This window comes from Vibrio sp. D173a, assembly GCF_030248475.1.
Window position 1 is genome coordinate 16,436 of the sequence record NZ_JAHGAH010000260.1, and the last position, 12,359, is coordinate 28,794.

Genomic DNA, 12,359 nt, shown 5'->3' on the forward strand with positions numbered 1-12,359 from the left:
GGGTTGAGGCAATACCAACCTTGGCATTTAAAAATATCGAATAATAAAGATAAGAAAAATACAAGTATCCCAAATATATTAAACAGCCGACACAGTGTGCCGGCTTATATTTCTATTTGACAGAAAAAGGCTATTTAGAAAAAGGTGTAATTGAGCGACAAATATGCGGTCATGCTATCTGTTTCTGAAAGGATTGGGCTTTTTTTCAAATCATCTTCAAGGCTCACGTAGCGAACGCTACCTGAAATACTGATTTTTTTGGTTAAGAACATATAGCCATTCAAGCCAATGAAGTAATCACCCTCATAGTCCATGGAATATTCATCAAATCGAGTACGACTCGCCTCTTCACGAGATACACCGTAAAGATGATTATTAAGATCTGCGCTGTTTATTTGATAACCGATTGAAGGCGTGATACCAAACGCACCCATTCTTATCGGATAGGCCGCTTTGATCTCTCCGTAATGACCATTATGAACTCCACTGATGTCGGTTGCGATCGTGCTTTCTAGAAACGCGGTGGTTCCGGGAAAGTTGAATCTCACCCCTGCTCCCCCCATGAAGGATGTCTTACGCTTGTCTAGCTTCTGCATGTCCACATCACTCGAATCCGAAGGTCGCATAATCCTAGGATCGAAGCCCACTTTCGCAAAGTACTCAATCGGTGCGCCTCGGCCATTAAAGCTGTAACTTGCTGTTGTACCCTCAACGCTCACGTGCTTATCTCGATAAACAATCGAAGGTAAAGGTGTAAACTGCGTATCCATTCCAATATATGGAGAAGGAGAATAAAGCGCACCAATACCAAGAGACAAAGAGCTGTCGGCGTTAGAATAAGCGCTAAATAATAATGTCGGTACAAGTAATAAGGTTTTATTCATGTTGAGCTCCAATTTTTAATTGGCCGAGATTCTACGAATAATTAAAACCAACTCAACAAACTTTATATAATTTTATCTAAATTGTTGATTAGTTTTATAAATGCATTTTAGATTGAAAAATGTCGTTATTTATCAGAGCCCTCCCTATAAAATTCAGAAATAAATCATAGAAACAGAGCCAACAAAACTTGAATAAATACACCAGAGATGAGCGAAATCTCATGCTTGAGTACGGTTATGTACCTATGCTTTTAAAAATAAAAAAGTCCGACATGGTCGTTGCCATATCGGACTTTTTTCCAATGCACTTTGGCTCCTAATGTACCTTTGTAACTAATGTACCTTTCGTTCGCAAAATGCCTTTGTTCTCAATGCGCTGCGAAAAGCGCTACAGGATTATTGCCCTGCCGCCAACTGCATCAATAGACCGCTAATGTAAGCACCGTATGTGCCAAGTGCATAACCTAGCACGGCCATTAGAATGCCCACTGGCGCAAGTGCTGGGTGGAATGCCGCCGCAACAACCGGAGCAGATGCCGCACCGCCAACGTTCGCTTGGCTACCTACAGCCATAAAGAACAACGGCGCACGAATGAGTTTCGCAACAGCAATCATCAGTACAGCATGGATGGTTAGCCATACGATGCCGATAAAGAAGTAACCTGGGTTATCGAAGATTGCAGTCACGTCCATTTGCATACCAATGGTCGCAACAAGGATGTAGATAAAGGTTGAACCGATTTTAGATGCACCGCCATGCTCAAGGCTGCGTGTTGATTTAAAACAAGAAGCAATCAGCGCAAAAGTCGTTACCAATACGATCAACCAGAAGAAGCCTGACGTTAGGCTGTATTTCGCCAGTTCTGGGGCATTGGTTGAAATCCAAGGCGCAATCATATCACTGAAGTAATGAGCCAGCCCCGTTAAACCAAACGCAATCGCAGCAATTTTAACCAAATCTGTTGTTGTCGTTGGACGATCGTTTTCTTCTTGATACTTAGAAACGGTTTCTTTCAGTTCTTCAATAGATGATGTGTCTGCTTTTAGCCAAGCGTCGACTTTCTTTTGACGACCAACCATGATCAGCAAGATTGCCATCCAAACGTTGGCACAGATAACGTCCACAGTGATCATCGCCGAGAATAGCTGGTCGTTCACTTCGAATACTTCTTTCATCGCCGCTTGGTTAGCACCGCCGCCAATCCAAGAGCCTGCGACTGTGGTTAGACCGCGCCAAACATCGCCAGACACAAGATCCGGAGAGACTTGGTCTATAATAAGAATCGCCAATGGACCACCGATGATGATACCCGCCGTGCCGGTTAAGAACATGATGACGGCTTTCGGGCCAAGGCCAATGATTTTGCGAAGGTCAGCAGAAATGATCAGAAGTACCAGTGCACTTGGCAACAAGTAACGGCTTGCTACGAAGTACAGCTTAGAGTTTGACGCATCAATAATACCGAAACTGTTTAGTAGTGACGGAACAAAGTAGCAAAGCAAAAGACCAGGAATGATCGAATAGAATTTTTTTAGTGCGCTGTTTTGGCTGCTTTCCGTAATGAAGATACCGCCAAGTATCACCGCTAACATGCCCATGATTACTGCATCATTAGAAATCATTATAGTTCTTCCTTTAATTTGAGCGTGAATGTCTACTTTTTGAGAGGGTGAACCATACAGATAACGCATTAATGTTACAATATGTAACAGAAGAAACACTTTGAAATATCCTTGCAACATCACAACAATTGCTCGCAACCCCTTTATTTATAAAGTGATTGCGTTATTTTCATTTAACTCAAAAAAATTTCCTCATTATCGCCTTACTATGTTTCGTAGTTTATAGCCAAGCATTAATATTTATCAGCGGAACATTCACTGAATAAATAATGATAAGCTTTTGTATGGCAAAATTCCGACTCATTTCCGGCCAAAGCTAGCTTAAATAGAGCCGAAAAGCCGCTCACCGAGTTCGCCCTAACTATCAGCAATGTACTAACTCAAAAGCTAAGGGCATGAACTAAAATCAACGCCAATGCGTAGTAAAGAAAGGTCTTAATTAGAGGATTTATGGATGTTTTCTTTTTTCAAAAACAATTCGGTTAAAAAGCTCAAAAAGCGTCACTCTATGCTGTGCGAGCAAGCCATGCAGGCACAGCGTCGCGGTGATATTAAAACGTACTCGTTGTTAACCGCAGAAGCAGAAGAAATCTTCGAGCAAATCAAAACACTGAACACGCCACAGAACTAACGCCTTGCTAATCAGTAGAAATAACAAAGCCCAGCGAGCACGCCGGGCTTTGTGAGTTTAACGCTTTGGACCTTTTATAATTTGTATAGCGTTTATAGTTTGTATCGCTTTCAAACGTTTTGGCTATAGAGCTTCACGTTGTCGCGGTTGCCTAAAGGTCTATCTATCGCTCTTGTGATTTAACGAACGTTTTCGTGCAATCAATCCAACTAAGAGAACGATCAACCAATGCCAGCCGATAGTGCCGCCTGACGACTCTGAATCTTCCGCCTCTTGAGCTGGGGTGAAATTGAGTTCGTTTGTAATCAGCTCATCGGTATACGTCATATTTTCTATGGTTACCTTACCGTTGTCCGCAGCGCCCAGACCACCTTTCTTGTACATAATCATAAAGCTGTTATCTGCGTCTCTGACCATCGGTAAATCCACTCTTCCCGAAATCTCACCCGGAACCTGAACCACTTGAAAACCATTGATATAGATTTCTAAGATGTCGTGGTCCTCTTCTGCAAACACTGAAAGATCCATCGATACGGTACCAGTGGGAATCCCTTCAACAATCAACGCCGTTGAACCGTCGTGCTCTATAACCGGCGATGAAATTGAAGCTTCTATGGTTGTCCACTTTTGAGTGCTGTACACACCACTATTCGGGAAATCGACGAGGTCACTCACCTCCCGCTGAGCTGCGTTCGCCCCCAAAACATAAGCTCTTGGCGTAAACGTCGCTAGCAACGAGTTGGTATGAACTTGCACGCCAAATTCATGCATACCGACTGAATCTAGGTCGTAACTGACACTTACCTCGCAGCGTTCTCCAACTGAAAGTGTCTGACAGTCGTTATTGGTAATGCTCGCACTCATATTATTAGTGGTTGGCGAGTTATGAACGAATGGTGGCGAAACCTTTGAGATTTCAATCTCTTGATCTGAATTATTTGTAAGTTCAAAAGTGTGTGAGATTAAACCAAGAGAACGGACGCCCAGTACCTCTTTAGCACGGTAATTTAGACCCACTGTTCGCTGTTCGATCCAATCCTCAAAATGGCTCACGTTCGTGTAAACCCCATAGGCGTTGGGCTGCGCGCACCCTTCCCCCCAACTCACAATACCCAGTTGTTCATATTTTCCGTTATTAGGGAGCATTAACGGACCGCCGCTATCGCCACTGCAAGCATCTCGCCCACCTTCTTTATAACCTGCGCAGAAAGCATCATCGCCGATCTCAGCATAACCATCATGAGGGACTTGAGTACACTGGTCCTGGTCAACAAGAGGTACGTTGACTTTATGTAACTCACTGGTCTGGGAGATTTCTTCTTCTGACGGGTTCTGATCTCCCCAGCCCATTACCGTGAGTACCTGACCTACTGCCAGATTTCCGCGAGCATAACCATCAACGAGAGTCACTTTAGACTCCGACGGAGCCTGAGCAAGTTCAATAATCGCGATATCATTGCTGATAGGCTCTTTGCTGTAACTCTCATGGGCATATATTTGCTCGATAGCGTAGCGATGTTTCGCGGTATCTGGGGAGGACAGATCCGATACGCCAATCACCACTTCTACGTCTTCATGACTTTTCGCTTCAATACAATGTGCAGCGGTGAGTACATATCGGTCACCAATAAAACTTGCGCCGCAAAAGTGGCCTTTATAAGCGTCCATATTTTTCGAAACCAGCGCCACCATAAATGGCCAATTGCCTTGTGTAACCTCTTCACCGTTTATGATTTTAGTTTTAATGTCTGCCAATACAGACGGTGAAGACAGACTGACTGCGAAGATACCAAGCGGTAACCATTTTGTCTGATTTGTGTTCATAACCTAGCCTTTTATACACATCTAAAAAGTCGTGCAGGCTATTTTATAAAATCCACATATGAAACACGATTGACATCAAAGTGTGACAACGCTCTACTTAATTAAAAAGTTTCAAGTCTCTTTTGGCAGAGGAACTGGCAAGGACAACACCACTTACGGCGAAAATACTCGAGTTACGGTTATGGGCGCACGAATAAATGGGCTATGGACCGTCTATGCTCAATATCAAGATTCGAGTGGCAACGTGACAAAAGTAGACTGCATTTACAAAGAACCAAGCTCTGTGGCTTACGTTGATTAACGTCCGTTATTCTCAAATTCGTATCAGCCAAAAGCGTAAATAAAGTGAGTTGGCCTAGCTGGGCTAACTCACTCTGATTACCCACCTTTTTGATAAATTTACAATCAAACAGCCCCTGGTGCTTTTCCACAAAAGATCGTCTGCCCATTGCCATAGACCTCTGGTCTCTCTCTTAAAAGTCGCTTACTATGCCTGTTACCTATAACGCTTTGTGAGCCACTCATGAGCAGAAAAAATAATAAAAATCTCAGCATTCTTCTAAAACTCAACACCTTCATTTCGCCTCATAAATGGCGAGTTGCCGCAGCTTTGGTTGCCCTGTTCGCAACAGCAAGTCTAACGCTATCCGTGGGTTACGGCGTACGTATGCTGATAGACCAAGGCTTCGCCCAACAATCACAACAAGAACTCACTAACGCGATACAGTTCATCATCGGCGTGACACTGTGTATTGCTGCGGGCACGTTCTTCCGTTTCTATCTGGTTTCCTCGGTAGGCGAGCGCGTGAGTGCGGATATTCGTCTTGCGGTGTTTAACCATGTAATGACACTGCACCCTAGTTACTTTGAGACTAATAGCAGCGGCGATATAATGTCTCGGCTCACCACAGACACAACGCTGTTGCAAAGCATTATCGGGTCCTCATTTTCGATGGCCATGCGCAGCGCAATCATGTGTGTTGGTGCCATCATCATGCTGTTTGCGACTAACTTTAAGCTCACTTTGATTGTGCTGGCCTCCGTGCCGTTTGTTTTGGTTCCTATTTTGGTTTTCGGGAGACGAGTACGCGCCCTATCTCGGAAAAGCCAAGACACGATGGCAGATGTAGGCAGCTACGCTGGTGAAGCGATTGAGCATATCAAAACCGTGCAGAGCTTTAGCTCAGAGCAACATGAGCGCGCGGCATTTGCAGTAGAAGTAGAGAAAGCTTATGAGGTTGGCAGACAGCGAGTCAAACAACGCGCGATTCTGATTTCCGGCGTTATCGTGATCGTATTCAGTGCTATTGCCGGGATGCTTTGGGTCGGCGGCAGTGACGTTATTCACGGTAAGATGTCGGGCGGCGATCTAGCGGCATTTGTGTTCTATGCCATTATGGTTGCATCCTCTACAGCGACGATTTCAGAAGTAATGGGCGAACTGCAAAGAGCTGCAGGTGCCACAGAGAGGTTGATTGAGATTCTACAAGTGGAAAGTGACATCACGGCACCAACTAATCACATGCCGATCACCGACACTATGCCTGCGGAAGTAACGTTTGATTCAGTGAACTTCAACTACCCTTCCCGCCCAGACCAGCCTGCAGTGAAAGGATTAAACCTAACGGCTGAACGAGGTAAAGTGTTGGCTCTGGTTGGCCCATCAGGTGCAGGTAAAACGACGTTGTTCGAACTACTACAACGCTTTTATGACCCGCAGCAAGGGCGAGTCTTATTCGGTGGTGAAGACATTCGTCAGTTCGATCCAAACGATCTTCGTGGTCAAATGGCATTGGTGCCGCAACAACCGGCTTTGTTTAGACACGATGTTTTCCATAATATCCGCTACGGTAATCCGGATGCTACTGACGAGCAGGTCATTGAAGCAGCGAAGAAAGCACATGCTCATGAGTTTATCGAAAAACTACCAGATGGTTACCACAGCTTTTTGGGCGAGCGTGGCGTGAGATTGTCTGGCGGACAAAAACAGCGCATCGCCATTGCTCGTGCCATTTTGAAAGACCCTAAAATCCTATTGCTTGATGAAGCCACCAGCGCACTAGACAGTGAAAGTGAACATCATGTTCAGCAGGCACTTGAGGCTCTTATGAAAGACAGAACGACGCTAATCATTGCCCACCGACTGTCGACTATCCAACATGCGGATAAGATAGCCGTGTTAGATGGTGGAGAGTTGATTGATATCGGTAACCACCAATCGTTGATGCAAAGCTGTGAGTTGTACCAGCGTTTAGTGGCGTTACAGTTTAAGCACTTAGAGTAACCATAATACAAAGCCCGCTATCCTTAGCGGGCTTTGTGTTTCTCTGTCCACAGCTCTCTACCTAGTCGCGCTTTGTAAGCTTAGATAAAAGCTGCGCGATCAACCGACCGATGGCGTCTTAACGCAACGTCTTTTCCATCGATAAGTGCACAATTCCAGCCGATAGAAACTCATCACCAAAAGGCTTAAAGCCCAGCTTGGCATAGAAATCAATCGCATGCTTTTGCGCACCAAGATAAACACGCGGGTAACCCTTATTCTCTGCTTCCTGAACCAGAGACAACACAATTTTTGCACCTAAGCCCTGACCTCGGAAATCGCTAAGGATGGCGATACGTCCAATGTGGCCGTCAGTTAAAATTCGTCCGGTGCCTACGGGTTTACCATTACACAGAATCAATGAATGCATTGCCACATTATCGAGTCCATCGAATTCAATTTCCGGGGAGATAGCCTGCTCGTTGATAAAAACACGTTCACGAATGGAACGAATATGTTGTTCATTTTCACCTTCAAAAGTGACGTTTACTACTTCAATCATCATTTACCTTTTTATTGTAATAACACGGGGAATGCTGAGATAAAAGCAGCTTGTAGCTCCCCGCTTGCCGCCACTATACATAGCCTTTAGGTATTTTATAAGTGCCTAAAAACACAATTTTTGTTGAGTACGTTTGAGCCAGTGTCGCAATGAATGAAACACCAAAAGACTTGGGGGAATTCAAGGTATTTACGTCGCTGTAGTTGGTTTTAGAAAACAACTTAAAACACTACCCCCCAGTATAAGTTCGGTGCTACATTACGTCTCATACCTATCTTCCGCCAATTACATTGAGAACTTTTGCCATGTCACACACAGCCAAAGATAAGAAAAAGCTCACGGCTCGAGTCAGTAAAATACAAGGCCAAGCAAATGGTCTAAAAAAAATGCTGGATGAAGAGCAAGAATGTCAGGACGTATTACAACAGATTGCCGCAATCCGAGGTGCTGTAAATGGCTTAATGAAAGAGGTCATTAAAGGCCACTTACATGAGCACCTCGTTCTAGAAGAGGATAAAGATCAGCGCGAGGCTGATATGAACGTTGTGATGAAGGTAATCGACTCCTACGTCAAGTAGTTGCCTGGTCTTATTCGGCTTTCATTTGAGATAGACGCTTTTGTAAATCCTTCTTGAGCGAGTTGATGGCATAAGGCTTCATCGACTTCCACGCCTTACACTCTTCTCGCGTTCTTCCGCATCCAGCGCACCACCCTTTACGGTGTGAAAAATCGCACAAATCCACACAAGGACTTTTTTGTTTTTTCACTTAGAGCCTATCTAATACTTTATCGATACTTGCTTCGAGAGCACGCAGACGGTTGAACTCTTCAAACAAACGTTGTTCTAGATTTTTAAAATTCAGTGGCATAGTTCGTTGACAGATACCATAGCTGTTATCTAGCGTTTTATACCCCTTCCAGCTTGAAATGCGATTGCCTTCTAGCTGTTTAAATTGACGAATAAATTCTGCCTGTGATGGACAATCTTCTTCTGCGTGCATGCAAACCGGAAATGCTTTTTGTTTGATCTGCGGCCCCTCGATAAAAGTCTCGAAATGAACGCCACCTTGGTTTTCGTTGAACCAATTTTGTTTGTATAACTGGAGGTATTCTCCGCGGTTATAAATTTCCCAACCGTCTTCAAACCAGTTAGCTTTTTCCAGCATTTTTTCTAGGTTACGAAAAACACCCTTAACATCTTTCATGTTGTCACTCTCCCCCCATGAGTTACGATTTGAAAAATATACTCCCCCCAAGTATAAAATACTACCCCCTAGTATATGTGGAAATTGCACTGGAGGGAAGGGAGACGGTGCAACCATGAGCTCTTTACTCAAAATGCTTACCCTGCTTGTTTAACCCAAGTCACATTTTCGCTGTCCGTTGGAATCTCGAACCAAGACCAAAATAGGTCCAGCATTTCTGGTGTCATATGATAAGACTTACTGTTTAGGTCTGCGTTACGCAGAGAGGCTCTTTGCTTACATGTATCAAAAGGGACGTCGAGATAATGTACTTCACTCTCAATACCAACGTCTGATGCCCATTTGATAAAGCTTTCTCTATCTGACTTACGCCAGAAACCGAAATCAAAAATAACAGGGACTCCGAGAGAAAACAGTTGTTGCGCTGATTCTTTGAAGAGGCATTGCAGTGTCGCCAATCGTTTATCGAAGACTTCACGCTCCATGTGTTCGCCATACAAAGGAATCATCCATTCATCGATAGAGAAACGAAAAGCACCATGCTTTTCTGCAAGGGCTTTAGAATACGTTGTTTTACCAGAACCAATAAAGCCACATACGAAATAGATTTGGGCCATACATTCCCCTTAATGAACCAAAAAACACCATTCGATACCTATTTAACGCCAAACTAAACAGTTGCTTTATACAAAGTTTTCTAGCGTATTATCTTCTTTAAGTAAGTTAATCAACGGTAGAAACAGTGGCTCTGGTAAATCATCTAGCCGACACCATTTCCACTGCTTACATTTATCCGGCTCAGTGACTTGAGGTTCGCCACTGGCACTCGATGCAACGACAAACAAGGTGACGTAGTGCTTACCTTCTTTCTCAAAGATATCATTCGTAAAAGTGAACTTTTCTATTGAATCAACGATTAGGCCCGTTTCTTCAAGCACTTCTCGCTTCGCACAATCTTCTATACTCTCACCGAGTTCAAGGTGCCCGCCGGGTGTAGCCCAAGTATTCGCTCCATGAGATCCAACTCTCTCACCGAGTAATATTGCCCCCTCACGAAGGATGATGGTCGCCACTCCAACTCTTACTTGTTTATTCATGTATCGTCCATTTCAAATCGCTACGTCCACTTTATTAGCTTGTCGAGCGTAGCATTTTAATTCGTTTATTATTACGCTGCCGTTTTAGCGTTAGGCTCTGGCTTGGACCATTTTATGATCGCTCTCAAATTCATCGAGAAGAAAATAACGTTAGCGATGATCATAGCGACACTGCCCGTCAAATAGCCAACGGCCACCCAACTTGTATTGCCGCACATCATCAATATGAATCCAATTTTGTTTTTATTACCGATCTGCCAAATCGCGAGAAAAGTGAGCACCATAGCTACCCAATCGATGCCATAGTATTGAAAGTATTGCATTTTATATTTTCCCTTTCATGGTATTAGAAACGATATAGATAACATCAGGCCCAGGAATCATATTGATACCAAGGCAAGCGACGGCAAACAGTAAAATTGAGCTCAGATCCATTTTTCTCCATGAGGCTTCATACAACATGTGTTATTTATCGGGGCTATAGTGCCGATCAAATTAAATAAACTCAAGCTATACATTAATGATTTAAACCATTAATATCAGACACTTAAATAACAATAAGCACATTAAGAGATATCTTTTTTTTTCGAAAAAAATAGCTGAAAAACATTGAAGTCACGCTTGCAGCATTGAAATATTATGTTACATTCATGCTCAGCTTGATCACAACCAAGCGCCGGGAAAAGCCGACCTTGCGTAACACTCCTCTCCATTACGCAACATCCCACCAACAAAACCTAACTCATACTCAATGCCCCGTTTTGCGGAGCATGTATTTCTTGTTATTAGAATAATCACAGTGGATTAACTATGTTTTTCATATCTCATGAGGGAAAGTGGTTTCGATTTTTAATGGTGTTTATCTTCCTTGGTGCCGCAATGGAGACGGATATCTATTTACCAACATTTCCCGATATACTCAGCGATTTCAACACCAGTGCTGTTATGGTTCAGCGCATTTTGAGCTACAACTTTATTGGTATCTGTCTCGGCTCTTTATTATACGGTCCTCTATCCGATCATTTTGGCCGCAGAAAGGTGTTAATATTTGGTTTTAGCATTTTTCTTACCGCAAGCATTGGCTGTATCTTTTCGACAAGTATTGAACAGCTGCTGGCATTTCGCCTATTGCAAGGCTTTGGAAGCTCAGCATGTGTTATAGTGGGTACGGCAATGATCTTCGATTTATTCGAGGAAGAATCAGCAGCAAAACTCATTTCAGACTTAAACACATTGGTGGTTAGTCTCATGGCTTTTGCTCCACTCATTGGTGGATGGATCAGCTTACATATGGGCTATAAAGCAAACTTCGTTTTTATCGCAGTTCTCGTGCTTATTTCCGCACTCAAATGTTTCCTGTTCTTGCCAGAATCTCTCGCTGTGAACAAAAGAAAGAAACTAGCACCAAAGCGTATTCTCAGTGATTATAAGACGGTCTTATCTTCCACTGAGTTTTGGTACAACACATTAGTCACCAGTTTGATCCTTGGTGCCTACATGATTTATGTGTCAAATATGTCCTTGCTGTATATCGATCAGTTGGGGGTTAGCCCAAAGCAGTTCCCGTTTTACCAAATGGCGACACTCGGCACATTTGTCTTGGTAAGTTTGAACAACTCACGCTTGATAGATAAGTTCGGTGTTGAAAAGCTTAAAGCAACTGGCCTTGGACTGATATTCGCTAATACCCTGATATTTTTCATATCACCGTCGAATTTACTGGATTCACCAGTATTCTTAACGGCAACCATGTGTTTGTTTTCGATTGGTGCAGGCTTATCGATAGGTTTATTTTTTGCAAAATCAATGCAGGTATTTCCAGAACTCACGGGCATTGCGGCATCTCTAGTGACAGCGATAAGACTGTTTATAGTATCTGCCGCTATCGATATTGGCAGTAATGCTTACAAGGGAACATCGCAGTCAGTCGTCCAAATCATGACGCTTGTCGTTCTCGTTTTGGCTATCCTTTGGCTGGCGAATTATGTGTACATGAAAAAAATGTCAGGTTTATCAGACGCCAGCTAATCACTCGTAAAATAAGGAGAGCATGTCAACGCTCTCCTTTTCACTGCAGGGGCCTTATAGATTCTTAATGATCTACTTGGAACGATGTTGGGAATAAACTCGCTCTAGTTTATCCAAAAACGTATGGAGCTTAAAATATGACGCGGTTATCAGTGCACTCTTGAACTGATAATCTGGTTCTTATACAGACAATCACATAAAACAAAGGCGAGCTAAACCGCTCGCCTTTGATACTCATTGA

13 protein-coding genes and 1 pseudogene are annotated in these 12,359 nt (G+C 43.4%); 4 read left to right on the forward strand and 10 right to left on the reverse strand.

The annotated features are described in order from the left end of the window. Nucleotides 1-134: 134 nt before the first annotated feature. Nucleotides 135-884: a MipA/OmpV family protein gene (locus KIV40_RS23090; RefSeq protein WP_285351529.1), complete on the reverse strand. Its 750-nt coding sequence runs from the start codon at nucleotides 882-884 to the stop codon at nucleotides 135-137. 396 nt (nucleotides 885-1,280) lie between these two features. Next, nucleotides 1,281-2,507 carry a DUF819 domain-containing protein gene (locus KIV40_RS23095; protein ID WP_005431261.1) on the reverse strand — a complete coding sequence of 409 codons (1,227 nt, stop codon included), beginning with the start codon at nucleotides 2,505-2,507 and terminating at the stop codon, nucleotides 1,281-1,283. A 454-nt stretch (nucleotides 2,508-2,961) separates the two neighbouring features. Between KIV40_RS23095 and KIV40_RS23100 the strand changes: the two genes are divergently transcribed. Continuing rightward, the gene (locus tag KIV40_RS23100) at nucleotides 2,962-3,138 is read left to right on the forward strand and encodes a DUF6435 family protein (protein ID WP_005431313.1); all 177 of its coding nucleotides are present in this window, start codon (nucleotides 2,962-2,964) and stop codon (nucleotides 3,136-3,138) included. A gap of 159 nt (nucleotides 3,139-3,297) precedes the next feature. On the opposite strand, the gene KIV40_RS23105 is transcribed toward KIV40_RS23100, so the two are convergent. Further along, nucleotides 3,298-4,962 carry a serine protease gene (locus KIV40_RS23105; protein ID WP_285351531.1) on the reverse strand — a complete coding sequence of 555 codons (1,665 nt, stop codon included), beginning with the start codon at nucleotides 4,960-4,962 and terminating at the stop codon, nucleotides 3,298-3,300. 523 nt (nucleotides 4,963-5,485) lie between these two features. Between KIV40_RS23105 and KIV40_RS23110 the strand changes: the two genes are divergently transcribed. Beyond that, nucleotides 5,486-7,246, forward strand: a complete 1,761-nt coding sequence (locus KIV40_RS23110) for an ABC transporter ATP-binding protein/permease (RefSeq protein ID WP_285351533.1) — start codon at nucleotides 5,486-5,488, stop codon at nucleotides 7,244-7,246. Nucleotides 7,247-7,364: 118 nt separating this feature from the next. Here KIV40_RS23110 and KIV40_RS23115 read toward each other — a convergent pair whose 3' ends face one another. Next, nucleotides 7,365-7,787: a GNAT family N-acetyltransferase gene (locus tag KIV40_RS23115; RefSeq protein ID WP_010643912.1), complete on the reverse strand. Its 423-nt coding sequence runs from the start codon at nucleotides 7,785-7,787 to the stop codon at nucleotides 7,365-7,367. A 305-nt stretch (nucleotides 7,788-8,092) separates the two neighbouring features. Here KIV40_RS23115 and rcnR point away from each other — a divergent pair, with 305 nt between their 5' ends. Continuing rightward, nucleotides 8,093-8,365, forward strand: a complete 273-nt coding sequence (rcnR, locus tag KIV40_RS23120; RefSeq protein WP_285351535.1) for a Ni(II)/Co(II)-binding transcriptional repressor RcnR — start codon at nucleotides 8,093-8,095, stop codon at nucleotides 8,363-8,365. A 10-nt stretch (nucleotides 8,366-8,375) separates the two neighbouring features. Here the strand turns inward: rcnR and KIV40_RS23125 are convergent, their stop codons facing one another. The 6 genes and pseudogenes from KIV40_RS23125 to KIV40_RS23150 form a co-directional block, all read right to left on the reverse strand. After that, the gene (locus KIV40_RS23125; protein WP_005533202.1) at nucleotides 8,376-8,555 is read right to left on the reverse strand and encodes a DUF1289 domain-containing protein; all 180 of its coding nucleotides are present in this window, start codon (nucleotides 8,553-8,555) and stop codon (nucleotides 8,376-8,378) included. Then, on the reverse strand, nucleotides 8,556-8,993 hold the full coding sequence (locus KIV40_RS23130; protein WP_005533200.1) for a hypothetical protein: 438 nt from the start codon (nucleotides 8,991-8,993) through the stop codon (nucleotides 8,556-8,558). It lies immediately after the preceding gene. A 137-nt stretch (nucleotides 8,994-9,130) separates the two neighbouring features. After that, on the reverse strand, nucleotides 9,131-9,610 hold the full coding sequence (locus KIV40_RS23135; RefSeq protein ID WP_285351537.1) for an ATP-binding protein: 480 nt from the start codon (nucleotides 9,608-9,610) through the stop codon (nucleotides 9,131-9,133). Nucleotides 9,611-9,676: 66 nt separating this feature from the next. Further along, nucleotides 9,677-10,090, reverse strand: coding sequence for an NUDIX hydrolase (locus KIV40_RS23140; RefSeq protein ID WP_285351540.1), 414 nt, complete (start codon nucleotides 10,088-10,090; stop codon nucleotides 9,677-9,679). 71 nt (nucleotides 10,091-10,161) lie between these two features. Then, nucleotides 10,162-10,413 (reverse strand): hypothetical protein, encoded by a 252-nt coding sequence (locus tag KIV40_RS23145; protein ID WP_012129552.1) that lies wholly within the window; start codon nucleotides 10,411-10,413, stop codon nucleotides 10,162-10,164. Nucleotides 10,414-10,417: 4 nt separating this feature from the next. Next, a pseudogene (locus KIV40_RS23150) lies at nucleotides 10,418-10,525 on the reverse strand (LysE family translocator); the annotation flags it as partial. Nucleotides 10,526-10,900: 375 nt separating this feature from the next. Here KIV40_RS23150 and KIV40_RS23155 point away from each other — a divergent pair. Further along, complete coding sequence (locus KIV40_RS23155; RefSeq protein WP_285351541.1) at nucleotides 10,901-12,118, forward strand: multidrug effflux MFS transporter; 1,218 nt, start codon at nucleotides 10,901-10,903, stop codon at nucleotides 12,116-12,118. Nucleotides 12,119-12,359 lie beyond the last annotated feature (241 nt).

Excerpts from the sequence above, each read along its gene's own strand:
- KIV40_RS23135 (WP_285351537.1), bottom strand. The coding sequence starts at position 9,610 with ATGGCCCAAATCTATTTCGTATGTGGCTTTATTGGTTCTGGTAAAACA.
- rcnR (WP_285351535.1), top strand. The coding sequence starts at position 8,093 with ATGTCACACACAGCCAAAGATAAGAAAAAGCTCACGGCTCGAGTCAGT.
- KIV40_RS23105 (WP_285351531.1), bottom strand. The coding sequence starts at position 4,962 with ATGAACACAAATCAGACAAAATGGTTACCGCTTGGTATCTTCGCAGTC.
- KIV40_RS23140 (WP_285351540.1), bottom strand. The coding sequence starts at position 10,090 with ATGAATAAACAAGTAAGAGTTGGAGTGGCGACCATCATCCTTCGTGAG.
- KIV40_RS23115 (WP_010643912.1), bottom strand. The coding sequence starts at position 7,787 with ATGATTGAAGTAGTAAACGTCACTTTTGAAGGTGAAAATGAACAACAT.
- KIV40_RS23130 (WP_005533200.1), bottom strand. The coding sequence starts at position 8,993 with ATGAAAGATGTTAAGGGTGTTTTTCGTAACCTAGAAAAAATGCTGGAA.
- KIV40_RS23110 (WP_285351533.1), top strand. The coding sequence starts at position 5,486 with ATGAGCAGAAAAAATAATAAAAATCTCAGCATTCTTCTAAAACTCAAC.
- KIV40_RS23155 (WP_285351541.1), top strand. The coding sequence starts at position 10,901 with ATGTTTTTCATATCTCATGAGGGAAAGTGGTTTCGATTTTTAATGGTG.
- KIV40_RS23095 (WP_005431261.1), bottom strand. The coding sequence starts at position 2,507 with ATGATTTCTAATGATGCAGTAATCATGGGCATGTTAGCGGTGATACTT.
- KIV40_RS23145 (WP_012129552.1), bottom strand. The coding sequence starts at position 10,413 with ATGCAATACTTTCAATACTATGGCATCGATTGGGTAGCTATGGTGCTC.
- KIV40_RS23090 (WP_285351529.1), bottom strand. The coding sequence starts at position 884 with ATGAATAAAACCTTATTACTTGTACCGACATTATTATTTAGCGCTTAT.
- KIV40_RS23100 (WP_005431313.1), top strand. The coding sequence starts at position 2,962 with ATGTTTTCTTTTTTCAAAAACAATTCGGTTAAAAAGCTCAAAAAGCGT.